The sequence below is a fragment of the Methylobacterium sp. J-118 genome (assembly GCF_057836565.1).
This window is the reverse complement of record NZ_JBYQFA010000001.1, coordinates 2,877,693-2,898,277: the sequence shown is the minus strand read 5'-3', so window position 1 is coordinate 2,898,277 and position 20,585 is coordinate 2,877,693. Positions and strand designations below refer to the sequence as shown.

Genomic DNA, 20,585 nt, shown 5'->3' with positions numbered 1-20,585 from the left:
GGCATTCCTCAGGCCGTCGGCGCGTAGCTCCGGGCGTCGGCGGGCCGGCGCGGACGGACATCCATGGCGTTGCCGCGCCACACGATGGCGCTCTGCACCCAGGCGCCCAGCCAGATCGCCGGGATCAGGAGATCGCGCACCAGGAAGACCGCCGGCATGCGGGGCGAGCGATGCCAGCCCGCGCGGACCGCGAGCCAGTGCTCGGCTCCGTAGCACAGGACCGCGATACCCGCAGCGCCGGAAAGTCCGGCGAGGCTGCCGGACCACAGCGCCAGCAGCAGCGCCGGCAGCAGGACGCCGCTGCCGATCTCCGGGATGAAGAACAGCGGGAAGGTCACCCGCCGCAACCGGGCCCAGCGCAGCTGCCGCGCCCAGACCTCCCGGAAGCCGCGGGGTCCCAGGGGCTGCTCGAAGGGGCTCGCCACGAGATGGACGCGCTTGCCGGCGGCCCGGACCAGCTTGGTGGCGGCCGCGTCCTCGGCGATCTCGGCGGCGAGCGCCTGGAGGCCGCCCTGCGCTTCCAGGAACGGCTTGTGCCACAGCATGCTCTTGCCCTGCGCGAAACCCAGGCCGAACGCCTCGGCGGCGTATTGCCAGCGCGCCTGCAGGGTGTTGAGGAAGGCGCACTCGACCTCGGCCATGAAGCTGCCCGGGCGCGCGCCGGCCGGGGTCGAGCAGACGAGGCCGGTCTCCTCCCGCCACGCGGCCTGGAGGCACTGGAGGTAATCCGGCGGCATGGCCACGTTGGAATCGGCCAGCACCACCCAATCGTGGGCGGCGGCGCGCCAGCCGGGCAGGCAGTTGTTCAGCTTCGGGTTCTCGCTGACGCGCTCGTCGCCGCGGATCAGGCGGGCCGGCACGTGGGGATGGGCGGCGATCAGGCGCTCCACCAGCGGCACGATCGGATCGGCCGGATCGGCCACGCAGAAGATCAGCTCGTAGGCCGGATAGTCGAGGCGGAAGCTCCGGGTCAGCATCTCCTCGCTGTAGGCCTCGACCCCGTGGAGCGGGCGGACCAGGGAGACGGGCGCCCCCGCCGGAAACCGCGACGGCCCGTGGCTTCGGCCGATGCGCCGGCCCGCGATGGCGATGCTGCCGATCTGGACGAGGGCCAGGAGCGCGCCGAGGGCGAGGGCCGGCACCGTGGCGTCAATCATGCGGGATCCCCCGTTGGCGTCCTGAGCGGCCCGGTCGCTAGCGGCCGGACCGCGTCAGTCGTGTGACACGCACGGGATGCGGGCCGGATATTGCCGGCCCGCGGTCGCGGCGTGGTCCTCAGAACCGGAGGGTGAAGTTGCCCTTGACGGCCTGATCCTGGGCCCGGGTGCCGGTCTGGCCGGTATAGGCGACGCCGAGGCTCGCGTTCGGCGCCACCGCCAGGTCCAGGCCGACCTCCGCCACCAGCGCGTCCCGGTCGATCGGAACGCCCGCGCTCAGGAAGGCCGGGCCGGTGCCGAAGCGCAGCAGCGCCGCCGGCACCACGTCCCCGAACGCCCTCCGGTATCCGATGAGCCCCCGCAGCGTCACCGGCAGACCCAGGCCCAGGTCCAGGCTGGTCTGCGCCCGCAGCCCGACGGTGGCCGCCCCGAGGTCGTAGTCGCGCGCGAAACTCGTCAGCGCCGCCGCGCCCCCGGCCTCCGCGAAGGCGTCCCGCCGGATCCCGACATAGGCCCCGCCCACGAACGGCTCCAGATAGGCCGCCGCCGGCTGGACCGCCGCCGCCGCGCCGTCCTTCGACACCAGCACCGCCGGCGCCGGCGCGCCCAGCACGATCTTCCAGCCGAGCTCGCCGAAGCCCTGCAGGGTGTGGCCGCCGCCATGCCCGGTCAGCGTGTCCGACAGCCCGTACAGCACCGCCCGCCGGGTGCGCGTATCCGTGTCGGCGTAAATCACGCCCAGCCGCAGCGAGACCGGCCCCAACTCGGCGCCGCCGTAGACGCCGCCGAACCCGCTCTTGAGCGTCGCGCTCTCCGCCCGGCTCAGGCCGCCGCTCCGCCCGGCGCTGTCGAGATTGGCCTCCGTGTAGCCGCCGACCACGCCGAAGCGCAGCCCGCCCGGCAGGCGTACATCCGCGCCGGCGGCGAAGCCCGCGATCTGCCGGTCGAGGTCGAAGGCGTTGCCGCCCCCGCCGGCCGTGCCGAACGCCCCGAAGCCCTGGCCCCAGAGCCCGAAGACCTGCGGGTCGAGGGTGCGCACCGGCACCCCCGCCACCACCGGCGCCCGGCCCGGCAGATCGGCCGTGTAGGCGGCCGGCAGGCTTCCGTAATCGAGCCCGGTGCCGGGATTGCCCCAGCGCAGGCGGTCGAGCACCGCCTCGCGCACGAAGAACGCGGTCTCGTAGGCGGTCGAGACCGTGCTGGCGTGGATGTCGCCGGCGAGCGCCCGGAAGGCGGCGCCGGCCTCGCCCGTGGTGAAGCCGGACGCGGCGTCGTAGAGCCGGCCGGCGCCGCCCGCCTGGATGGCGTCGGCCGCGGCCGCGCCGTTGCGGCCGGTGGCGGAGCTGGAGAACGCCACGTCGTTGCGGGTGAGCGTCAGGTCGACCTCGTTGGCCAGGTAGCGCAGGCCCGGGCTGAGGAAGGCGAGGTTCGACGTGACGCCGGCGAACTGGCCCGAGACGCCGCCGCCGGCGGTGAGGATCGCGTAGGTGGTGCGCGGGCTGTAGCTGCCCGAGGCGGCCAGCACCTGGACGGTGCCCCCCGACAGGGCGGCGGCGCCGCCGGCCGCGATCCGGTCGGCCTGGCCGGCGGCGTTGGCCTCGACCTGGTAGGTCGAGCCGGGCGCGAAGGCGACCGCGCCGGTGACCGAGAGCGTGCCGATCGCGGTGCCCGGCGCCACCGTGCCCCCGGACAGGGCGCTGATCCCGCCGACCGTGCCCGATCCGCCGAGCAGGCCGCCGGAGCCCACGAAGGCGGTGCCCGCGATGGTGCCGTTGGCGTAGAGGGCGCCGCCCTGGCCGATGGCGACATCGATGGCCAGGCTGTCGGCGGTGTCCATCCGCAGGGTGCCGGTCACGTTTCCGAAGTACCCGGCGGCGGAGTACAGGTCGATGCGGCTCCAGTAGCTCAGCGCGCTGCCGTAGAAGGCGGCCAGCGCGTTGGTCTCGGTGTTGACCAGGATCTGGTTGATGGTTCCCGTGGACAGCTGGCCGTAGAGGCCGCCGCCGGGCGCCAGGGTGCGGGCGGCGGTGGTGGAGCCGCCGTAGAGGGGGGCCAGCAGGATCGACGCGTCCGGCCCGTTGGCGGGGGCCTGCTCGCGGGGGGCCTGGGCGAGGCTCAGGGTCGGCAGGCCGTAGGTGAGCCGGCTCTGGTAGGTGGCATGGTTGGCGGCCGACGGGAGGTAGGGGTTGCCGGCGCCGTTGGCCGCGCTGCCGGCGCAGGCCGCGACGGTGTTGCCGCACTGGGCGGCGAGGTAGGCCTGGATCTGGCCCTGGGCCTGGACGAACTGGTTGGGCAGGTTGATCGCCGTGCCGGTCACCGCGGCGTTGTTGATGTAGGCCGGGTTGGTGAAGGCCTGGGCGAGATCGTAGGCGGCGAGCGCCCGGCTGCCGATGATGTCGAGGGGGTAGTGCACGCCCAGCACGATGCGGTTGTTGGCGTAGTCGGCGGCGCGCAGCAGCATATTTTGGTATTGCTGGGGCACCAGCATCGCCAGGAGGATGCCGTCCGTGAAGGCGTAGGTGGTGTGCCCGCTCGGGAAGGACGGGTTGGTGGCGATCCCGTTGAGCGCGGTCGGGTCGAAGGCGTTGTACTGGGACGGCGCCACCTGCACCGGCCGCGAGGATCCGTAGACGTCCTGGCCCGCTTGCGTGTTGGTGACGCCGTAGGCGAGGTCGTAGACGCTGTTGGTGGTGTTGGGCAGGCCGTTATAGGTCGGCAGGGTGTAGCCGGCCGGGGCCACGGCGGGCACCGCCACGTAGTTGGCCGGGGTCACGCTCGGATTGGTGGCCGCGCCGTTGGCGAAGTAGTTCTTGGCGACGCCGAGATTGTTCCCGGAGAAGGTGTAGGCGCCGGCCAGCAGGCTGACGACGCTGCCGAGGGGGCCGTTCACGCCCGGCGCGACGCCGCGCTGGTAGATCGGCCCGAGCTGGGCGCCGAGGCCGCCGACGAGCTGCTGGGGCACGATGCCGTTGATCGCCGTCTGGGCCGGCAGGCCGCCCGCGAGGTTGGCGGCCACCCCGTAGGTGCCGAGCCCCGAGGCGGACAGGTCGTTGCTGATCGAGCCGAGCAGGTTCTTGTCGCTGATCGCGTTCTGCTGCTGGGACAGGCCGGCCGCGTTGTTGAGCGCCACCCCCTGCGACAGGTTGAGCTGCAGCGTCCGCTGACCGGTCGCGGTGGCGTTGAGCGCCAGATAGGGGGCCAGGAGATTGAGCACGTTGACGTCGGACGGCGTCGTGTTGGCGGTCTGTGCCTGCGCGCCCGGCCCGAATACCGCGACCGTCAAGGCCGCGATCGAGATCCCGTGTCGTAACGTCATGTCTGGCCCCCAAAGCCGCGGCCATTCGGCCTGCGGCGGGAGGTTTAGCGAAATACGCGGCTCCGCCAGCGTCATAATTAAGTCATCTTCAGCAGAATCGCTGCGTGTCGCATCGAAGCAACAGATCGATAACTTAGCCAGCACAGCAAAGTCCCGGTCTTCATCTGTCGGGAAACCGCCGAACATCCTCACCGCGAGGCGAAAGCTCTGCGCGTGCCGTAACCCCGTCGGCCGACAGGGGCACGCGCGGCGCGGCGAAGGCGGATGCATCGCGCGGGCCGCCCGGCCGAAGTGGTTCCAGCACTGCGCAGTCCTTCGCCGCGCGAATGGTGTGACCCGCAACCCGGATCGAAGGGTGCCGTCACCGAAGCGTCACGCGCGGATCTTAATCCCGCATTCACCAGCACAACCGGTTCCGCGCGAGGGTTCATGTCCGATTCTGCCGTGATCCCCTCGGGGATCCTAGGGAACAGGCCCGCGGGCGGGCCGCGCCTCGAACATCGGATCCATCCCGGCGGGGTGATCGCGTTCCTGCTCGTCCTGGTGGCGGGGCTCGGCTACGCGGTGGTGAGCCTGATCACCGACATGAACGCGGTCGGCGAGGCACCGCTGGCCTACGGCGCCTTCGCGCTCCTCGGCCTCGCCCTGCTGATCGCCCTCGCCTTCGAGTTCGTGAACGGGTTCCACGACACCGCCAACGCGGTCGCCACGGTGATCTACACCCACTCGCTGCCGCCGCTCGTGGCGGTGATCTGGTCGGGCTTCTTCAACTTCCTCGGCGTGATGCTCTCCTCCGGCGCGGTGGCCTACGCCATCGTCACGCTGCTGCCGGTGGAGCTGATCCTGAACGTCGGCTCTGGGGCGGGCTACGCGATGATCTTCGCGCTGCTGCTGGCGGCGATCATCTGGAACCTCGGGACCTGGGCCATGGGCCTGCCGAACTCGTCCTCCCACGCCCTGATCGGATCGGTGCTGGGCGTCGGCCTCGCCAACCAGCTGATGAGCGGCGGCGACGGCACCTCGGGCGTCGACTGGGGCCAGGCGCTCAACGTGTTCAAGGCGCTGCTGTTCTCACCGGTCTGCGGCTTCGTGCTGGCGGCGCTGCTGCTGCTCGCCCTGAAATTCGCCGTGCGCCGCAAGGACCTCTACGAGGCGCCGAAGGGCGACGCCCCCCCGCCCCTGTGGATCCGGGGCATGCTGATCCTCACCTGCACGCTGGTCTCGTTCTTCCACGGCGGCAATGACGGGCAGAAGGGCATGGGCCTGATCATGCTGATCCTGATCGGCGCCGCCCCCACCGCCTACGCCCTGAACCGCACCATGTCGGACGACACGACGCCGGCCTTCATTCAGACCTCGACGGCGGCAAGCCAGGTGTTCTCCGCCCACGCCCCCGGTGCCGCGGCGCCGGATGCCGCCGCGGCGCGCCGGACTGTGACGGAGGCGCTGAAGACCAAGGCGGTGAACACGCCTCCGGTCTACGCGGCCCTATCCGTGCTCTCCACCGACATCGCCGCCAGCGTGAAGAACTACGGTGCGATCCGGACCGTGCCGGCCGCCCAGACGCAGAACCTGCGCAGCGACATGTATCTCGCCGCCGACGCGGTGCGTGTCCTGCCGAACGCGGGTGCCGATCTCTCGGAGGCCGAGAAGGCGACGCTGAAGCGCTACGCGGGGCTGCTCAACGACGGCACGCGCTACATCCCGGGCTGGGTGAAGGTCTGCGTGGCCCTGGCGCTCGGCCTCGGCACCATGGTCGGGTGGCGGCGCATCGTCGTGACCGTGGGCGAGAAGATCGGCAAGACGCACCTGACCTACGCGCAGGGTGCCTCCGCCGAGATCGTGGCCGCCGGCACGATCGGGCTGGCCGAACTCTACGGATTGCCGGTCTCGACCACCCACATCCTGTCCTCGGGCGTCGCCGGGACGATGGCGGCCAACGGCTCGGGCCTGCAGATGTCGACCGTGCGCAACATGGCGCTGGCCTGGATCATGACCCTCCCGGCCGCCATCACGCTCGCCGCCGGACTGTTCTTCATCCTGCGTCACCTGTTCTGACACGGCGCACGCGGCGTCCCGGACTCCGAAGCCGGGACGCCGCGCCACGTTCCGAGTCGCATCGTCCCGGACGCCGATCCCCGGCCTCCGGGACGATTCCGTTTCGCAGCCGGTCGGACCGGCCGGCCCGCCCCGCACGCCCCCCCGGGCGCGGAGCGGGCGGCCTGCGCCCCGCCGGCTGCGGCGCCCCCCGGCGCCTCAGGAACTCGCCATCGCCCGGACGAAGGCCAGGCAGGTCCGGCGCGCGGCCGCATTCTCGATCCCCGCGAAGATGGTGACGAGATCGGCCGCCTGCCTGACGGCTTCGTCCTGCCGGTCCTTGTCCGGGAAGAAGGACGCGAGCGGCACATCCAGCGCCTTCGCGAGGCAGGCGAGTGTATGTTCGGTCCGGGCCGAATCGGCGGATGACGCGGGCCGCTGGTTCGGCCCGTGCGAGCAGCGGAGCGCCATCGCTCAGGCCGCCCGGTGGCCGAGCTGGATCGCCTTGGCGATCTGCGATCGCTTGGCGGCGTAGCCCGGGGCGACCATCGGGTAATCGGCCGGCAGCCCGTATTGGAGGCGGTAGCGCTCCGGGGTGAGCCCGTGGGCGGTGAGGTGGCGCTTCAGGGTCTTGTAGGACCGGCCGTCGATGAAGCTGATCAGGCCATCATGCTGGATCGAGGCCTCGACCTGCCCCGCATTCGGCCCGGCCCAGCTCGATCCGACCTTCGCCTGGCCGTCGCGCAGATCCGAGATCGCCATGTGCACCTGATCGATCAGATCCGGCAGATCCGCGATGCCGACGGCGTTCCGGGACACGTAGGCCGCCACGATGGCACCGACCTTCTGCAGCATGAAGGTGGGGTGGTGTTCTTTGAGGTTGTCCATTTCGAGCATCGCCATCTGTTGAACCTCTGCGGGATCGTCGAGTTTTTCCCGTAGTGCCTTGCGGCAGATCGGGAATCGCTCGGATCCGAGAGGCGCTCGGGAGACCGAACTATTGTTTACCTCAAGTACGTTTCCCGTCACTTCTTGAGGATGCAGATGATATACAATATGTGTCGATTCGTGCTTGTCCGATGGCGCGAGGATTCTTGACCAGCTGCGCAAACGGGTGGGCGTAGGGGTAAATTTACCAATGCAGCCGCTGTTTTCGACCGACGGTACGCACCCCAAAGACAGCTTCCCGCTCTGGCGCGACCTCCTGCGCCAGCGGCAGTTGCCGATCGAGGTCGAGCGCCTCGATGATTCTCCGTTCGAAGGCCGGCTCGATGTCGCCGCGGTCGGCCCGCTGCTTCTGACCCGCATCGCGCAGGGCGCTGTCCGCAACGAGGCCACGCCCGAACTCCTGCGGCGCCTCAGGAAGGGCGACACGCTCGTCGTGCTGTTCAAGCTCGCCGGATCCCTGCTCGTGCAGCAGGACGAGCGCACGGCGGGCCAGCGGCCGGGCGATGTCTGCGTGCTCGACCACCGTCCGGCCGTGCTCGAATCCGGTCCGGGCAGCCAGTCCATGTTCCTGGAACTGCCGCGGCAGCGCCTGGAGAGCCGGCTCGGGCCCGCCCGGCTCTACACGGCCCTGCCCATCGGCGCGGAACTCGGCTCCGCGACGCTCGTCAGGACGTTCTTTCACGATCTGATCCAGGTGCGGCGACAGCTCACCCCGGACGCCGCGGCCCGGATGGCGGATGTCGGTGTCGATCTGATCGTGGCCAGCATCGCCGAGCGGCTGGCGCAGGAGGTGCCCCAGCCCCTGCACGGCACCGTCGTGGTCCAGCGGGCCAAGGCCTATGTCGAGGCCCATCTCGGCGATCCCGACCTGGACCCGCCCCAGCTCGCCGCCGCCATGGGCGTGTCGCTCCGGCGCCTGCAGGAGCTGTTCCACGAGCACGGCCAGCCGATCTCAGACTGGATCTGGCACCGGCGCCTGGAGGCGGCCGCCCGGCGGCTGGCCGATCCGAGCTGCGGCCATCTGCCGATCGGGACGCTCGCCTATGGCTGCGGCTTCGCCAGCCAGGCGCACTTCGCCCGCCGCTTCAAGCACCATCATGGACTGACGCCCAGCGAATACCGGCAGGGCGCCGTCTCGGTGCGGATCTGAACCGCCGTCCCGGCCGGGTCCGGGCCGGCGCCGGTCAGACCGCGCGGTCGTTGCGTCGCAGGCTCGCCGGCATGGCGAAGAGCGCGAGCGCCGCGGCCACGAGGCAGAGCGCGCCGATGCCGTAGAGGGCGGGCGTGGTCGAACCGGTCAGGTCCTTGACCCAGCCGACCATCACCGGGCTGACGATGCCGCCGAACTGGCCGAGGGTGTTGATCAGCGCGATCCCGCCCGCCGCGCCGACGCCGGTGACGAGCTTGGCCGGCAGCGTCCAGAAGGTCGGGATCGAGGCCACGATGCCGGCCCCCAGCAGGGCGAGCGCGAACATCAGCGGCACGATGTGCTTGTCGAACAGGCCGGCGCCGAAGAAGCCGAGCGCCGCCGCGATGGCGAGCCCCGCGACGAATTTCGGCCGCTCCCCCGAGGCGTCGGAGAGGCGCCCGACCACCACCATGCTGATCGCCCCGCAGATGTAGGGGATCGCCGTCAGGAAGCCCACGGAGGCGGCCTGCGCGCCGCTCGCGGTCTTGATCAGGTCCGGTCCCCAGAAATTCAGGCCGTAGGAGCCGATCTGCAGCAGGAAGTAGATCAGCGCGATCATCAGGAAGCCCGGCTGGCGGATCGCCCCGAGGAGCGAGTGGTCGCCGATCTCGCGGTTGTGGTGGGCGATGCGGCTCGACAGGAGCGCCTTCTCGGGCTCGGACAGCCAGCCCGCATCGGCGATCCGGTCCTCGAGCCGCGTCAGCACCAGGAGGCCGAGGACGAGGCAGGGCAGGCCGCCGGCCAGGAACAGCCATTGCCAGCCGGCCAGGCCCCCGACGCCGTTGAGGCCGCCGAGGATCAGCCCCGCCACCGGCGCCCCGAAGATGCCCGAGAAGGCCGAGGCCACGAACATGAAGGAGGTGATCCGGCCGCGATGCGAGGCCGGGAACCACAGGGTCAGGTAGTAGAGGATGCCCGGTGCGAAGCCCGCCTCCATGGCGCCGATCAGGAAGCGCAGGGCGTAGAAGTGCCACTCGCTGCGGATGAGGATCATCAGGGCCGTGGCGATGCCCCAGGAGATCATGATCCGGGCGATCCAGCGCCGTGCCCCGACCCGGTAGAGCATCAGGTTCGAGGGCACCTCGAAGATCACGTAGCCGATCACGAACATGCTCGCGCCGAGGCCGTAGGCGACGTTGCTGAAGCCGAGGTCGCTCTGGAGCTGGAACTTGGCGAAGCTGATGTTGATGCGGTCGAAGAACGCGAACATGTAGCAGATCATGATCAGCGGCATGAGCCGCCACGCGACCTTGCGGATGACGGCGTTCTCGGCCACCGCGCCGGCCTCGACGGCCTCCGGCGACCCGGACAGGGCTGCGGTCATGGTTTCCTCCGGGGTTGTTTTTTTGGACTTGGGTGAGCGGTGTCGCCTTCGGATGGGCGGCTTCCGGTGGTTCGGTTAGGCTTGCGTGAATCGGACCGCCAGCCAGGGCGCGGGCCCCTCCCCCCTCTGCGGGGGAGGGTGGCCCCTGCGTCAGCAGGGGTCGGGCCGGGACGAAGTCCCGAAAGAGGGGAGCGACGCTTCAGGACTGGACGCGACCCGCATGACGGGCACAGCACGATCCTGCACCGTCGCGCCGCCCCTCTCCCGACCCCCTTCGGGGGCCACCCTCCCCCGCGGAGGGGGGAGGGAGGGCGTCGCGTCCGTCAGAGACATCAGCGCTTCACCGTCGTGGGTTCACGCCGCCCTGGCGGGCGGCGGATGCAGGTCGCTGGCGCGTCCGGCCTTGGCGACCTGGCCGGGCACGTCGTGGCCGACGAGGCGGGGCAGGTCCCGCGACAGGCCGATCAGCGCGGCGAGGTCCAGGCCGGTCGGCACGCCCATCTCGTGGGCCATGTTGACCAGATCCTCGGTGCAGATGTTGCCGGTGGCGCCGGGGGCGAACGGGCAGCCGCCGAGGCCGCCGAGCGCCGCGTCGAACCGCCGGGCGCCGGCCTCGTAGGCGGCCAGCACGTTGGCGAGGCCGAGGCCGCGCGTGTTGTGGAAGTGGAGCGTCAGGCGCCCGGACCCGACCAGCGGCAGCACCCGGGCGACCAGCCGTTCCACCTGCCGGGGATTGGCCATGCCGGTGGTGTCGGCGAGCGTCACCCCGTCGACGCCGAGCGACAGGTAGCGCTCCACCTGAGCCAGGACCTTGTCGGCGGGCTGGTCGCCCTCGAACGGGCAGCCGAAGGCGGTGGCCACGGTGGCGTTGGTGCTGACCGGCGCGCCGTGCACCGCCTCCATGATCCGCGCGAAGCCGGCAATCGAATCGGCCGGGCTCATGCCCATATTGGCGCGGTTGTGGGTCTCGCTCACCGAGGCCACGAGGTTGACCTCGTCGACCTTGGCGGCGAGCGCCCGCTCGGCGCCCTTCGGGTTCGGCACCAGGGCGACGTAGACCGTCCCGGGCCGGCGCCGGATCCCGGCGAAGACCTCGGCGGCGTCTGCGAGCGCCGGCACGGCCTTCGGCGAGACGAAAGAGGAGACCTCGATCCGGGTGAAGCCGGTCTGCGCCAGGGCGTCGATCAGACGGATCTTCTCCTCCGTCGGCACGAAGGCGGCTTCGATCTGGAAGCCGTCGCGGGTGGCGACCTCCTGGACGATCAGCGTGTCGCTCGTCGGGGTGCGGGTCGGGGCGCTCATGCCACGGCTCCCTTCGCGCGCAGGGCGGCGATCCGCTCCGGGTCGAGGCCGAGTTCGGACAGAACCGCGTCCGTGTGGGCGCCGAGCGCCGGGCCCTGCCAGCGGATTTCGCCGGGGGTGTCGGACAGCTTCGGCACGATGCCGGGCATCTTCACCGCGGTCCCGCCGGGCAGCTCGGCCTGGAGGATCATGTCGCGGGCCTGGTAGTGCGGGTCGGCCACGATGTCGGCCACCGAGTAGATCCGGCCCGCCGGCACGTCGGCGGAATCGAGGGCCGCGAGCGCCTCCTCGACGGTCTTGGTCTTCGACCAATCGGCAATGACGCCGTCCAGCATGGCGGATTGCTTGGAGCGGCCATCGTTGTTGCGCAGGCCAGGATCCTCGGCGAGGTCGGGCTGGCCGATCGCCGTCATCAGGCGGCGGAAGATTGGGTCGCTGTTGCCGGCGATGACCACGTAGCCGCCGTCCCGGGTGGGATAGGTGTTCGACGGGGTGATGCCCGGCAGCGCCCCGCCGGTGCGGGTGCGGACCTCGCCCAGCAGATCGTATTCCGGGACGAGGCTCTCCATCACGTTGAACACGCTCTCGACGAGGGAGACGTCGATGACCTGGCCGGCGCCCTGGCCGGTCTTGACCCGCAGGAGCGCCATCAGGGCGCCGATCACCCCGTGGAGCGAGGCGAGGGTGTCGCCGATGCTGACCCCGACCCGCGCCGGGGGCGAATCCGGGCTGCCGGTGGTGAAGCGGATGCCGCCCATCGATTCGCCGATGGCGCCGAAGCCCGGGCGGTCGCGGTACGGGCCGGTCTGGCCGTAGCCCGAGATCCGGACCATCACGAGGTTCGGGTTGAGGGCCGAGAGCACGTCCCAGCCCAGCCCGAGCTTCTCCAGCCCGCCGGGGCGGAAGTTCTCGACCACCACGTCGGCGCTCCGGGCGAGCTGCTTGACGATGTCGAGGCCTTCGGGCGACTTCAGATTGACGGCGATCGATTTCTTGTTGCGCGACTGCAGGTACCACCAGAGCGAGGTGCCCTCGTGCATCTTGCGCCACTTGCGCAGGGGGTCGCCCTCGCCCGGGGGCTCGACCTTGATCACCTCGGCGCCGAACTCGGCCATCAGGCGCGTCGCGAACGGCGCGGCGATGAGCTGACCGAGTTCGAGAACACGGATACCGCTCAGCGGACCGGACATGCGCTCCTCCCTGTTTTGTTGACCGATGAATACTATCGCACCCGGGTGGAAGTCCAAACGCCATCCATCATCGTGCGTTCTCCGGCGGAGAACGCTGGGCCGCGGCGGCGCACAGGTGGTCGCGCAGGAGGGCGGCGGCCGGGGGCAGGAAGCCGGGGCGGACGACGAGGCTCAGCGTGCGCTGCGCCCAGGGGTCGGTGAGCGGCACCGCGGCGAGGCGCATCGACGGTCCGAGCAGGGCGTAGACGGGCTCCGGCACCGTGCCGAGCCCCAGCCCGACCTGCGCCATCCGGCAGATCGCGTCGAAGCTCGGCACGTGCATCCGCAGGCGGAGCGGCCGGCCGAGGCGCCGGGCCTCGTCGCGCAGGGCGGCGTAGATCGAGCTCTCCGCGTGCAGCCCGACATGGTCGTAGTCCAGGGTGTCGGCCAGGGCGACGGCGCCGCGCGCGCTCAGGGGATGGCCCTCCGGCATCACCAGGACGAGGCGGTCGGTCCGGTACGGGCAGACGGCGAGCGTGCGCGTGTCGGTCCCGCCCGCGCAGATGCCGAGATCGGCGAGCCCCTCCTCGACCCCCGCCACCACGCCGCCGCTCGGGCGCTCCTCCAGGTCGACCCGGATCCCGCCCTGGGCGGCCAGGAAGGCCCGGAGATCCTCGGGCAGGAATTCCACGATGGCCGAGAGGTTGGCCAGCACCCGCACGAAGCCGCGCACGCCCCTGGCATGCTCGGCGAGTTCCAGAGCGATCTGCTCGGCGCTCGCCAGCATCCGGCGGGTATGGTGGAGCAGCGTCTCGCCCGCCGGCGTCAGGCGCATGCCCCGGGGCTCCCGGGTGAGCAGCGCGCAGCCGAGGGCGTGCTCCAGCTCGGCGAGCCGCTTGCTCACCGCCGAGGGGGCGATGGCCGCCCGCCTGGCCGCGCCGTTGAGCGTGCCCTCCGCGCAGATCGCCGCGAACAGGCGCAGCGTCTTGAGGTCGAGGCGGCTCAGGACCGCGGCGGCGGGCAGGTCGGCGGACATCCGGTCTCCCCCGAAACCGAGGCGGTCAGTCCCGCGATCCGACCGGCTGGCCGTAATGGCCGTGGCCGAGCTTCGCGCCCTGCCGGTTGACCCGGCCGAAGCGCAGCACCGCCTGCTCCAGATAGGCGATCGCGTCGACGAGATGGGTGCGCGCCGACGCGATGGTGTCCTCCCCCTCCTCGACCGGGGTCTCGGCGAGCTTCACGGCGGCGATCAGCACCCGGTCGCGCTCGTCCTCGATCCGCGGGTCGCGCTCGACATGGCTGCGGACCCGGGAGTCGTAGGCCTCGATGACCGACCAGGGCAGCGCGTCCTTGCCGGCCGGGGCCCGGAAGGCCAGGGCGTGGCGCCGGGCGGCCGCGCTGGCGGCCCTGACGTGGTCGGCGAGTTCTGCATCCATGCCTGGTCTCCGCGGCACTGCTCCGACGTCGCCAACGTGTTCCGGCGCCCTCCGTTGCCCTTACCGGCCGGCGGCGGCGCCCTTCAAGGCAGGCGGGGGTGGGGCTTACCTTGGTGGATCGACTCCGCGGATCGACTCGGCGGTTCGAATCGGTATCTGTCGATGCCGTGATCGACGGGCCGGGATTCGCCCGGCGAACGGGGGACGGAATGACGACGACATCCTTGGCCGGCGCGCTGCGCCAGCCCTCCTCGGCGGCGCGCCTCCTCGGCGTGATCGCGATGCTGCTGGTGGCCGCCGGCCTGTCCGGCTGCGGGGCGGTCAACCAGGTGCCGACCCTGCAGGAGCAGGCGAAATCCGCCTGGAGCGAGGTGCAGAACCAGTACCAGCGCCGGGCCGACCTGATCCCCAACCTCGTCGAGACCGTGAAGGGCTACGCCCAGCAGGAGAAGGACGTGCTGATCGGCGTCACCGAGGCGCGCGCCAAGGCGTCGAGCGTGAAGGTCGACGCCGCCACGGTCAGCGACCCGCAGAAGTTCAAGGACTACCAGGACGCGCAGAACCAGCTCTCCGGCGCGCTGGGGCGGCTGCTCGTGACCGTGGAGCGCTATCCCGACCTGAAATCGAACCAGAACTTCCTGGCCCTGCAATCGCAGCTCGAAGGCACCGAGAACCGCATCGCGGTGGCCCGGCGCGACTACATCACCGCCGTCCAGGCCTACAACACCGAGGTGCGCACGATTCCCGGCCGCTGGATCGCGGCCATCCTCTATCCGGACGCCAAGCCGATGGAGACCTTCACGGCCACGCCCAACGCCGACCGGCCGCCGAACGTGAAGTTCTAGGGACCGTCCGTGGGCCAAGGCATCCCGACGCGGGTGCGGCTCGCCCTCGCGCTCGCCGTCATCGCCGCCTGCCTGGCGGTCTATGCGGTCGGGGCGCTGGCGGCCGACCTGACCTTTCCGCCGCTCACCGGCCGCGTGGTCGACGCGGCCGGCATCCTCACGCCGGACCAGCGCCAGGCCCTCGACGCCAAGCTGAAGGCGCACGCGGACAGGACTTCGGACCAGGTCGTGGTCGCGACCGTGCCGAGCCTCCAGGGCACGACGATCGAGGATTACGCCAACCGCCTGTTCCGGGACTGGAAGCTCGGGCAGGCCAAGACCAACAACGGCGTCCTGCTCCTGGTGGCCCCGAAGGAGCGCAAGGTCCGCATCGAGGTCGGCTACGGCCTCGAAGGCGCACTCACCGACGCCCTGTCCCGGACGATCATCGCCGGCGCGATCACGCCGCGCTTCAAGACCGACGATTACTTCGGCGGCCTCGACGCGGGCGTCGACGGGATCCTGTCGATCCTGGCGGGGGACGCCGAGGAGTGGCAGCGCAAGCCGGAGGTGCGCGCCGACGAGGTCGATCCCGTGCAGGTCGGGATCTTCATCCTGCTGCTCCTGATCGTGGTGGTGGCCGCCTGGCGCATGACCCGGATCGCCGGACGGGCCGGGCGCGGCGGCGTGGTGGTGATCCCGACCGGTTCCGGCTCGGGCGGGTGGGGCGGCGGCTTCTCGGACGGCGGCGGCTCGGGCGGTGTCGATGACGGCTTCTCCGGCGGGGGCGGCTCGTCGGGCGGCGGGGGAGCCTCCGGTGACTGGTAGCCCCGCGGATGCGCTGACGCCGGAGGTGCAGGCCCGCCTCGCCCAGGCCGTGGCGCGGGCCGAGGCCGGCACGTCCGGCGAGATCGTCGTGATGGTGGTCGCCCGGGCGGGCGCCTATCGCTCCCTCGTCCTGCTGGCGACCCTGGTGGCGGCCCTGATCCTGCCCTGGCCGCTGATCGCACTGACGGCCTGGAGCGCGGTCTCCCTCTGCCTGGCGCAGGCGGCCCTCGTGGCCGCGGTTCTCCTGGCGAGCCTGAACGCGCGGCTGCGGCTCGCCCTGGTGCCGCGCCGCCTGCGCGGCGACCGCGCCCGGGAGGCGGCGCGCCGGGCCTTCCGGTCCCGGGGCCTGAACCGCACCCGGTCCCGCACCGGTGTGCTGCTCTACCTGTCGCTGGCCGAGCGGCACGCGGAGATCGTCACCGATCTGGGCGTGCTCCGGCACGTCCCGCAGGCCACCTGGGATTGCATCCTCGCCGATCTCACCCGAGCCCTCGGCCAGGGCGCGACCGAGGCCGCCCTGACCGCGGCGATCGCGGCCATCGGGGCCTGCCTGGCGGAGCATCTGCCGGCCGGTCCCGGCGATCCGGACGAGTTGCCGAACCGGGTGATCGTGGTCGCCTGAGGCGCCGCAGCCGGCGCTCGCGCTATCGACGGTTCGTGGCGGCCGGCCGCGGGACACGGCGACACCGGGGGACGGCCGCGCTTTTGTGCGCCGCCGCACAAAATGTTTCCGGCGCCGTAACCACGTGAGACCACGGGCGATTTCCCCTTCGAGGCTTCGTGCCCCGGGGCGCCCGCCCGCAGGGGCGCCGAGACCCGACAGAGAGCGCTGCCGGCAAGGCTGGCCGCGCTCGAGGAGAGCCCGATGAAGATCCTGATCGCCGCGACGCCGCTCACCGGCCACCTGAATCCGCTGCTCGCCATCGGCCGCACCGTCGCGGCGCGCGGCGACGATGTCGTGGTGCTGACCGACGAAGCCTTCCGCGGGAAGGTCGAGGCGGCGGGCCTGCGCTTCACGGCCTACGCGGATGACGGCGCGGCCACGTTCCGGGAGACCACGCTGCCGGCCGGTCCGGAGCGTTACCGGCGCGAATTCGAGCGGCGCTTCATCGATCCGATGCCCGGGCAGGCGGCGGTGCTGCGCCGCCTGATCGCCGACGAGGCGCCGGACGTGATCGTGGCCGGCAGCATGTTCCTCGGCGTGCTGCCGCTGCTCCTCGACACGGCGCCCCGGCCGCCGATCGTGACCGTCAATATCAGCTTCCTGTTCCTGGAGCGGCCCGACCACGCCCCGGTCGGCCTCGGCCTGCCCCCCGCCCGGGACCAGGCCGAGCAGGTCCGCTACGCTGCCCTGAAGGCCGGGATGGACGCGGCCTTCGCCAACCCGGTGCGCGCCTACACGGACGGCCAGCTCGCGCGGCTCGGCCTGCCGCCGCTGCCCGCCTCGCTGCCCCATTCCATCGTCGTGCTGCCCGACCTGTTCCTCCAGCCCACCGTGCCGGGCTTCGAGTACGATTACGGTGCGCTGCCGCCGGGTCTGCGCTTCATCGGGCTGCTGCAGCCGCCCGCCCCGCCCGCGCCGCTGCCGGAATGGTGGCCGGAGCTGGAGGCGGCGAACGCCGCGGCCAAACCCGTCGTTCTGGTGACCCAGGGGACGCTGGCCAACGCGGATTTCGGCGAGCTCATCGAGCCGACCCTCGCGGCCCTGGCCGACCGGGACGATCTCCTCGTCCTGGCCACCACCGGCGGACGGCCCGTCGAGACCCTGCGCGGGCCGATCCCGGCCAACACGCGGGTCTCGCGCTTCCTGCCGTTCCGGGATCTGCTGCCGCGGGTGAGCGTGCTCGTGACCAATGGCGGCTACGGCAGCGTTTCGCAGGCGCTGGCCGCCGGCGTGCCGATCGTGTCCGCGGGGCTGACCGAGGACAAGGCGGAGGTGAACGCCCGGGTCGGCTGGTCCGGGGTCGGCCTCAACCTCGCCACCAACGCGCCGAGCCCGGACGCAGTGCGGGACGCGGTCGGCCAAGTGCTCGCCGAGCCCCGATTCCGGCAGCGCGCCGGCGCCCTGCAGGCGGCCTTCGCGACCCGGGACGCCATGGCGGGCATCCTGACGGCGGTGGACGACCTCGCCCGCTCCGGGCCGGTCCGCGGCGGCCGGACCGGCGTCGCGGTGCCGCTGGCGCGGTCGGCATGACTACCCCCGCCGAATCAGAGGCCCTGCGCGTCGTCGTCGATCTCAACCGCTGCCAGGGCTACGCCCAGTGCTGCTACGCGGCCCCCGAGGCCTTCAGCCTCCACGGCCACGAGATCCTGTTCTATGATCCCGCCCCGCCGGCCGAACGGCGCGGCGCGATCGAGCGGGCGGTCCAGGCCTGCCCGGTCCGCGCCATCAGCCTCCAGGCCGGCCCCGATGACGGAGACGCGCCGTGAGCCCAGAGCCCGCCGGCATCGTCGTGGTGGGCGCCTCCCTGGCGGGCCTGCGCGGGGCGGAGGCCCTGCGGCGGGGCGGCTATGACGGGCCGCTCACCCTCGTCGGCGCGGAGCCTCACCGGCCCTACGACCGCCCGCCCCTGTCGAAGCACGTGCTGGCCGGGGCGCTGGATGCGGGCGCGACCCGCCTGCCGGAGCTGACCGCCCTCCGGGCCCGCTGGCGGCTCGGGACGGCGGCCGTGGCCCTCGACCGGGCGGCCCGCACGGTCCGCCTCGCCGATGGTGCGGTGCTGGCCTACGACAAGCTCCTCGTGGCCACCGGCGCCGAGGCCCGGCCCTGGCCGGCCGCGACCGGGGGCGGCCTGACCGGCATCCACACCCTGCGCGGCCGCGACGACGCCCGCGCCCTGCGGGCGGCCCTGGTCGCCGGCCCGCGGCGGGTGCTCGTCGTCGGCGGCGGGCTGATCGGGTGCGAGGCGACCTCGTGCCTGCGCGACCTCGGCCTCCCGGTCACCCTGGTCGATCCCCATCCGACGCCCCTGGCCAACGCCCTCGGCACTGTTGTCGGCGGCGTGATCGCCGATCGCCTGCGCGACGCGGGCGCCGTGTTCCGCCCCGGCACGCAGGTCCGGGCCTTCGAGGGCGACGCGTCGGGCCGGGTCGTCCGCGCCCGGTTGGCGGATGGCAGCGCCATCGAGGCCGATCTCGTCATCGCGGCCCTCGGGGCGACCCGCGCGACCGGCTGGCTCCGGGGCGCCGGGCTGATGGCCGATCCCGGAGGGCTCACCTGCGACGAGGCCTGCCGCGCCCGCGACGCCGACGGCACGCCCTGCCCGGACATCTACGCGGCCGGCGACGTCGCCCGCTGGCCGATCCCGCTCTACGGCGACCGGCTGGTCTCGGTGGAGCATTGGGGCAACGCCGTCGCGCAGGCCAGCCACGCCGCGCGCAACATGCTGGCCGGTCCCGGGGACCAGCGTCCCTACGCGCACCTGCCGGCCTTCTGGTCGAGCCAGTTCGGGATCAACATCAAGCTGGTCGGCCTGACCGCGGGGGCGGACACGGTGGCCGTGGTGCAGGGCTCGCTCGCCGCGCGGCGGTTCCTCGCCGTCTACGGCCGGGGCGGGCGCAGCATCGCGGCCGTGTCCTTCGATCAGGCCCGGTGGCTGCCCGCCTACGCCGAGGCGATCCTGACGGGCAGCCCCGTCCCGCCGATCACCGACGCCACCGACCAGCCCCGCATCGCCCGGGCCGATCCCGGATTCCCGCCGCCGCGCCGGGCGGCCCCGGCACCGTCCCTGGCCGAGACCGCCCATGCCTGACGACGCCCTGTTCGCCGCCGTGACGGACCCGGCCAACCGGGCCGATCCCTATCCGCTCTACGCCCGTCTGCGGGAGCGGCCGGTCGCCCGCCAGCGCGACGGCAGCTACGTGGTGAGCGGCCACGCGGCGATCCGCGCCCTGATCTTCGATCCGCGGCTGAGTTCCGAGGATCTGCCGCCGTTCCGGCGCCCGCCCACCGGCAATCCGATCCGCGACTGGATCCTCAATCCGATCCGCAGCCGGATCGCCAGCGCGCACCGGCCCCTGATCTTCCGCGATCCGCCGGACCATGACGCCCTGCGCGCGGCGGTGATGCGGGAATTCACCATTCCGCGGGTCCAGGCCCTGCGCCCGCGCGTGGTCCGGGAGGTGGACGCGCTCCTCGACGCCTGCCGGGGGCGCGAGCGGATCTGCCTCGTGGACGACCTGTCCTATCCGCTGCCCGTCTCGGTGATCTGCGACTTGCTCGGGGTGCCGGAATCCGACGAGCCGCAGTTCCAGACCTGGGCGACGCAGCTCGCCACGGCCCTGGAGCCCGACGCCCGCGGCGACGTCGAGACCCGCCGGCACACGGTGGCGGCCTTCGACGCGATCTCGGATTACATGCGTGGCCTCATCCGGGAGAAGCGCCGCCGCCCCACGGGCGACATGCTGAGCGGGCTGGCCGCCCCCGGGCCGGGCGGACGGAAGCCGATGAGCGACTTCGACCTGATCGCCACCGCGATCCTGCTGCTGGTCGCGGGCCACGAGACCACCGTGAACCTGATCACCAACGCCATGCTGACCCTGCTCCGCCATCCGGAGGAGCTGGCGCGGCTGCGCGCCGATCCCGAGCGCGCCCCGCGGCTGATCGAGGAGGTGCTGCGCTTCGAGCCGCCGGTGCATTTCCGGACCCGCAAGGCCCTCGGCGCGATCACGCTGGCGGGCGAGACCATCCCGAAGGGCGCGCCGATCATCCTGCTCTTCGCCGCCGGCAACCGCGATCCAGCCCGCTTCGACGCCCCCGACCGCTTCGATCCCGACCGCCCGGACCTCGAGCATTTCGGCTTCGGCGGCGGCCTGCATTACTGCGTCGGCGCGCCCCTCGCCCGGATCGAGGCGGAGATCGCCCTGGTGGCCCTGAGCCGCCGCCTCGTCGCCCCGCGGCTGATGCACGATCCGCCGCCCTACCGCCCCGGCGCCTCCCTGCGGGGCCCCGAGCAGCTCCATATCGGCATCGACGGGATCGACTGAGCCGGCGTCCGGCGCGCGGTCGTGCCCCTGTGGGCTCCAATGATCACATCACGCTGACGGATGCGCGCG

General features: G+C 72.2%; 18 protein-coding genes. 9 read left to right on the top strand and 9 right to left on the bottom strand.

All coding sequences use genetic code 11. From position 1 onward, the window contains the following. Nucleotides 1-8 precede the first annotated feature (8 nt). Both AC3IF3_RS13970 and AC3IF3_RS13965 read right to left on the bottom strand, forming a co-directional pair. The gene (locus tag AC3IF3_RS13970; protein WP_489229255.1) at nt 9-1,157 is read right to left on the bottom strand and encodes a ceramide glucosyltransferase; all 1,149 of its coding nucleotides are present in this window, start codon (nt 1,155-1,157) and stop codon (nt 9-11) included. Between the two features lie 118 nt (nt 1,158-1,275). Next, on the bottom strand, nt 1,276-4,473 hold the full coding sequence (locus AC3IF3_RS13965) for an autotransporter family protein (RefSeq protein WP_489229253.1): 3,198 nt from the start codon (nt 4,471-4,473) through the stop codon (nt 1,276-1,278). A gap of 429 nt (nt 4,474-4,902) precedes the next feature. On the opposite strand from AC3IF3_RS13965, the gene AC3IF3_RS13960 reads away from it, so the two are divergent. Further along, nucleotides 4,903-6,531, top strand: coding sequence for an inorganic phosphate transporter (locus tag AC3IF3_RS13960; RefSeq protein WP_489229251.1), 1,629 nt, complete (start codon nt 4,903-4,905; stop codon nt 6,529-6,531). Nucleotides 6,532-6,729: 198 nt separating this feature from the next. Here the strand turns inward: AC3IF3_RS13960 and AC3IF3_RS13955 are convergent, their stop codons facing one another. Both AC3IF3_RS13955 and AC3IF3_RS13950 read right to left on the bottom strand, forming a co-directional pair. After that, the gene (locus AC3IF3_RS13955) at nt 6,730-6,981 is read right to left on the bottom strand and encodes a hypothetical protein (RefSeq protein WP_489229249.1); all 252 of its coding nucleotides are present in this window, start codon (nt 6,979-6,981) and stop codon (nt 6,730-6,732) included. Between the two features lie 3 nt (nt 6,982-6,984). After that, nucleotides 6,985-7,398, bottom strand: a complete 414-nt coding sequence (locus tag AC3IF3_RS13950; protein WP_489220334.1) for a Ros/MucR family transcriptional regulator — start codon at nt 7,396-7,398, stop codon at nt 6,985-6,987. Between the two features lie 250 nt (nt 7,399-7,648). On the opposite strand from AC3IF3_RS13950, the gene AC3IF3_RS13945 reads away from it, so the two are divergent. Next, nucleotides 7,649-8,608: a helix-turn-helix domain-containing protein gene (locus AC3IF3_RS13945; RefSeq protein WP_243964777.1), complete on the top strand. Its 960-nt coding sequence runs from the start codon at nt 7,649-7,651 to the stop codon at nt 8,606-8,608. Nucleotides 8,609-8,642: 34 nt separating this feature from the next. Here the strand turns inward: AC3IF3_RS13945 and AC3IF3_RS13940 are convergent, their stop codons facing one another. The 5 genes from AC3IF3_RS13940 to AC3IF3_RS13920 form a co-directional block, all read right to left on the bottom strand. Then, complete coding sequence (locus AC3IF3_RS13940; protein ID WP_243964775.1) at nt 8,643-9,971, bottom strand: MFS transporter; 1,329 nt, start codon at nt 9,969-9,971, stop codon at nt 8,643-8,645. A 354-nt stretch (nt 9,972-10,325) separates the two neighbouring features. Continuing rightward, a complete protein-coding gene (locus AC3IF3_RS13935; RefSeq protein ID WP_489216657.1) occupies nt 10,326-11,273 on the bottom strand; it encodes a hydroxymethylglutaryl-CoA lyase in 948 nt (315 codons plus the stop codon). Beyond that, nucleotides 11,270-12,463 carry a CaiB/BaiF CoA transferase family protein gene (locus AC3IF3_RS13930; RefSeq protein WP_243969038.1) on the bottom strand — a complete coding sequence of 398 codons (1,194 nt, stop codon included), beginning with the start codon at nt 12,461-12,463 and terminating at the stop codon, nt 11,270-11,272. The genes AC3IF3_RS13935 and AC3IF3_RS13930 overlap by 4 nt, the downstream gene beginning before the upstream one ends. Nucleotides 12,464-12,530: 67 nt before the next feature. Further along, entirely contained in the window at nt 12,531-13,478 is a 948-nt protein-coding gene (locus tag AC3IF3_RS13925; protein ID WP_489216655.1) for a LysR substrate-binding domain-containing protein, read from the bottom strand. 25 nt (nt 13,479-13,503) lie between these two features. Continuing rightward, nucleotides 13,504-13,878: a hypothetical protein gene (locus AC3IF3_RS13920; protein WP_489216653.1), complete on the bottom strand. Its 375-nt coding sequence runs from the start codon at nt 13,876-13,878 to the stop codon at nt 13,504-13,506. A 281-nt stretch (nt 13,879-14,159) separates the two neighbouring features. Between AC3IF3_RS13920 and AC3IF3_RS13915 the strand changes: the two genes are divergently transcribed. The 7 genes from AC3IF3_RS13915 (at nt 14,160) to AC3IF3_RS13885 (ending at nt 20,516) form a co-directional block, all read left to right on the top strand. Then, nucleotides 14,160-14,723, top strand: coding sequence for a LemA family protein (locus AC3IF3_RS13915; protein ID WP_409564817.1), 564 nt, complete (start codon nt 14,160-14,162; stop codon nt 14,721-14,723). A gap of 33 nt (nt 14,724-14,756) precedes the next feature. Beyond that, nucleotides 14,757-15,530 (top strand): TPM domain-containing protein, encoded by a 774-nt coding sequence (locus tag AC3IF3_RS13910; RefSeq protein ID WP_489220333.1) that lies wholly within the window; start codon nt 14,757-14,759, stop codon nt 15,528-15,530. Further along, nucleotides 15,520-16,152 (top strand): TPM domain-containing protein, encoded by a 633-nt coding sequence (locus AC3IF3_RS13905; RefSeq protein WP_489229248.1) that lies wholly within the window; start codon nt 15,520-15,522, stop codon nt 16,150-16,152. The genes AC3IF3_RS13910 and AC3IF3_RS13905 overlap by 11 nt, the downstream gene beginning before the upstream one ends. A gap of 243 nt (nt 16,153-16,395) precedes the next feature. After that, complete coding sequence (locus tag AC3IF3_RS13900) at nt 16,396-17,724, top strand: glycosyltransferase (protein WP_489229247.1); 1,329 nt, start codon at nt 16,396-16,398, stop codon at nt 17,722-17,724. Next, the gene (locus AC3IF3_RS13895; RefSeq protein WP_489229246.1) at nt 17,721-17,960 is read left to right on the top strand and encodes a ferredoxin; all 240 of its coding nucleotides are present in this window, start codon (nt 17,721-17,723) and stop codon (nt 17,958-17,960) included. The genes AC3IF3_RS13900 and AC3IF3_RS13895 overlap by 4 nt, the downstream gene beginning before the upstream one ends. Further along, nucleotides 17,957-19,282, top strand: a complete 1,326-nt coding sequence (locus AC3IF3_RS13890; protein WP_489229245.1) for an NAD(P)/FAD-dependent oxidoreductase — start codon at nt 17,957-17,959, stop codon at nt 19,280-19,282. The genes AC3IF3_RS13895 and AC3IF3_RS13890 overlap by 4 nt, the downstream gene beginning before the upstream one ends. Beyond that, nucleotides 19,275-20,516, top strand: coding sequence for a cytochrome P450 (locus AC3IF3_RS13885; protein ID WP_489229244.1), 1,242 nt, complete (start codon nt 19,275-19,277; stop codon nt 20,514-20,516). The genes AC3IF3_RS13890 and AC3IF3_RS13885 overlap by 8 nt, the downstream gene beginning before the upstream one ends. Nucleotides 20,517-20,585 lie beyond the last annotated feature (69 nt).

Coding starts and splice junctions, on each gene's coding strand:
- AC3IF3_RS13970 (WP_489229255.1), bottom strand. CDS start 1,157: ATGATTGACGCCACGGTGCCGGCCCTCGCCCTCGGCGCGCTCCTGGCC.
- AC3IF3_RS13965 (WP_489229253.1), bottom strand. CDS start 4,473: ATGACGTTACGACACGGGATCTCGATCGCGGCCTTGACGGTCGCGGTA.
- AC3IF3_RS13960 (WP_489229251.1), top strand. CDS start 4,903: ATGTCCGATTCTGCCGTGATCCCCTCGGGGATCCTAGGGAACAGGCCC.
- AC3IF3_RS13955 (WP_489229249.1), bottom strand. CDS start 6,981: ATGGCGCTCCGCTGCTCGCACGGGCCGAACCAGCGGCCCGCGTCATCC.
- AC3IF3_RS13950 (WP_489220334.1), bottom strand. CDS start 7,398: ATGGACAACCTCAAAGAACACCACCCCACCTTCATGCTGCAGAAGGTC.
- AC3IF3_RS13945 (WP_243964777.1), top strand. CDS start 7,649: ATGCAGCCGCTGTTTTCGACCGACGGTACGCACCCCAAAGACAGCTTC.
- AC3IF3_RS13940 (WP_243964775.1), bottom strand. CDS start 9,971: ATGACCGCAGCCCTGTCCGGGTCGCCGGAGGCCGTCGAGGCCGGCGCG.
- AC3IF3_RS13935 (WP_489216657.1), bottom strand. CDS start 11,273: ATGAGCGCCCCGACCCGCACCCCGACGAGCGACACGCTGATCGTCCAG.
- AC3IF3_RS13930 (WP_243969038.1), bottom strand. CDS start 12,463: ATGTCCGGTCCGCTGAGCGGTATCCGTGTTCTCGAACTCGGTCAGCTC.
- AC3IF3_RS13925 (WP_489216655.1), bottom strand. CDS start 13,478: ATGTCCGCCGACCTGCCCGCCGCCGCGGTCCTGAGCCGCCTCGACCTC.
- AC3IF3_RS13920 (WP_489216653.1), bottom strand. CDS start 13,878: ATGGATGCAGAACTCGCCGACCACGTCAGGGCCGCCAGCGCGGCCGCC.
- AC3IF3_RS13915 (WP_409564817.1), top strand. CDS start 14,160: ATGCTGCTGGTGGCCGCCGGCCTGTCCGGCTGCGGGGCGGTCAACCAG.
- AC3IF3_RS13900 (WP_489229247.1), top strand. CDS start 16,396: ATGAAGATCCTGATCGCCGCGACGCCGCTCACCGGCCACCTGAATCCG.
- AC3IF3_RS13895 (WP_489229246.1), top strand. CDS start 17,721: ATGACTACCCCCGCCGAATCAGAGGCCCTGCGCGTCGTCGTCGATCTC.
- AC3IF3_RS13885 (WP_489229244.1), top strand. CDS start 19,275: ATGCCTGACGACGCCCTGTTCGCCGCCGTGACGGACCCGGCCAACCGG.